The organism is Pseudoduganella sp. RAF53_2, assembly GCF_052113985.1.
Classification (GTDB): Bacteria; Pseudomonadota; Gammaproteobacteria; order Burkholderiales; family Burkholderiaceae_D; genus Rugamonas.
In genome coordinates, this window is sequence record NZ_JBFRDW010000857.1 from 1 (window position 1) to 1988 (window position 1988).

Consider the following 1988-nt stretch of genomic DNA (forward strand, 5'->3'; position numbering starts at 1 on the left):
TTCAGGATCAGCACAATCTCGCCGGAACCGAGCACCGTCGCGCCGGCAATACCGGCCATGCGCGACAGCTGCGGGCCGATGTTCTTGATAACGACCTCGCGGTTGCCCACGATTTCGTCGACGTGCACCGCTATGCGTCCGCCACCGCTGTGCAGCATCAGCACCGGCGAAGAACGCTGCTGCACCGGCTGCGCGGCATGATCGCCCAGCAGGCCTGGCAGATAACGCAGGCCGACGTGCTGACCATGCAGCACCACCGCGCCCTTGGCCGTGGCATCCTGCAGCGCGGCTTCTTTCAGCTGCAGCACTTGTTCCACCATCTGCGCAGGCAGCGCATGCGTGCGGCCGCCGGCGGACACCAGCACCACTTGCGTGACGGCCAGCGTCAGCGGCAGGCGAATCGTGAAGCGCGTGCCTTTGCCCAGTTCGGAGAAGGTTTCAACGCGGCCACCCAGCGACTGGGCTTCCGACTGCACCACATCCATACCGACGCCACGGCCAGCCAGTTCGGTCAGCGTGTCCGCAGTGGAGAAGCCAGGCTGGAAGATCAGTTTCACCGCTTCGGCATCGCTCACATCTTCGTTGTCGGCCAGCAGGCCTACGCTGCGGGCTTTTGCGCGAATGCGGTCCAGGTCCAGACCTGCGCCGTCGTCGCTGAATTCGAGCACCACTTCGTTGCCCTGCTGGCTGACCTGCACCAGCAGCTCGCCCGTTTCGGCCTTGCCATTGGCGCCGCGCTTGGCGCGCGGCTCGACACCGTGCACGATAGCGTTACGCAGCAGGTGTTCGAATGGTGCGGCCATGCGTTCCAGCACACTGCGGTCCATTTCGACGGCACTGCCGCGGATGTCCAGGTTGACGCGCTTGTCCACTTCCTTCGCGCTCTGGCGCGCGACGCGGAACAGACGCTCGGAGATGCTGGCAAACGGCACCATGCGTACGCGCATCAGGTCCTGCTGCAGGTCGCGCGTCATACGCGCTTGCTGATTGAGGTCGCCGTTGGCGGTATCCACGGAGCGCATCAGGCCTTCGTGGAAGGACGCCACGTCGTTCACGCTCTCCGCCATCATGCGGGTCAGTTCCTGCAGGCGGGTGAAGCGGTCGAATTCCAGCGGGTCGAATTCACGCTCGCCGGCAATCGACATGCGCGAGGCGATCTGCGATTCGGCCTGCATTTCCACTTCGCGCAGCTGGCGGCGCAGGCGCGCCAGGTTTTCCTGGAAGTCGGACAGCGAGGTACGCAGGGTGTTGACTTCGTTCTCCAGGCGCGAGCGGGCGATGGAGACTTCACCGGCCTGGTTCACCAGGCGGTCGAGAATGTCGGCGCGGACGCGGACCAGCGGCGACTTCGAACCACCGGCTTCGGCCTCTTCGCCGCGCTGCACAGGCGCCGGCAGCGGAGCACGCGGTGCGGCGGCTTGTCCGGCTGCGGCTGCGGAGCCTGCGGCCGGTGCGCCGGATGGCGTCGCGGCGGCGCCATCGGCGAGCACGCCGGAATCTTCCGCGGCGGCAGATGCCAGCGGTGCGGCTTGCGCGGCTTGCACGGCTTGTTGATAGGCTGCCGGGTTCTGCAGTTGCTCGAACAGCAGCAGCGCGTGGTCGTAGTGCGCCAGCAGTTCATCGAAGGCATGCGGCGTCGCGCTGTTCGCGTGCACCATGTTTTCGATGTGCGTTTCGATTTCGTGTGCGTGCTGGCCGAGACGCATGGCGCCGGCCATACGCGCGCTGCCCTTCACCGTGTGTAGCACGCGCTGCAGGCTGTGGGCATGGCTGAAGTCGGACGGCGTGTTGTGCCATGCGCGCAGTGCTTCGCCCACTTGCGGCAGCAGGTCGGCGCCCTCTTCCAGGAAGACTGGCAGCAGGTCCGGGTCCAGTTCATCGGTGAAGCTGGCGGCACTGCCGGCCAGCAGGTGCTCGGATGCAGGAATCGGCAGTACCTGCACTTCCGATGGCGGTGCGATGTCCAGGTTGACGGCTTCGTGCAGACC

General features: G+C 66.0%; 1 protein-coding gene. It reads right to left on the reverse strand.

The window, feature by feature from the left end:
• The coding region (locus AB4Z11_RS30365; protein ID WP_442029703.1) for a chemotaxis protein CheA at positions 1-1988 on the reverse strand (1988 nt) is incomplete at both ends.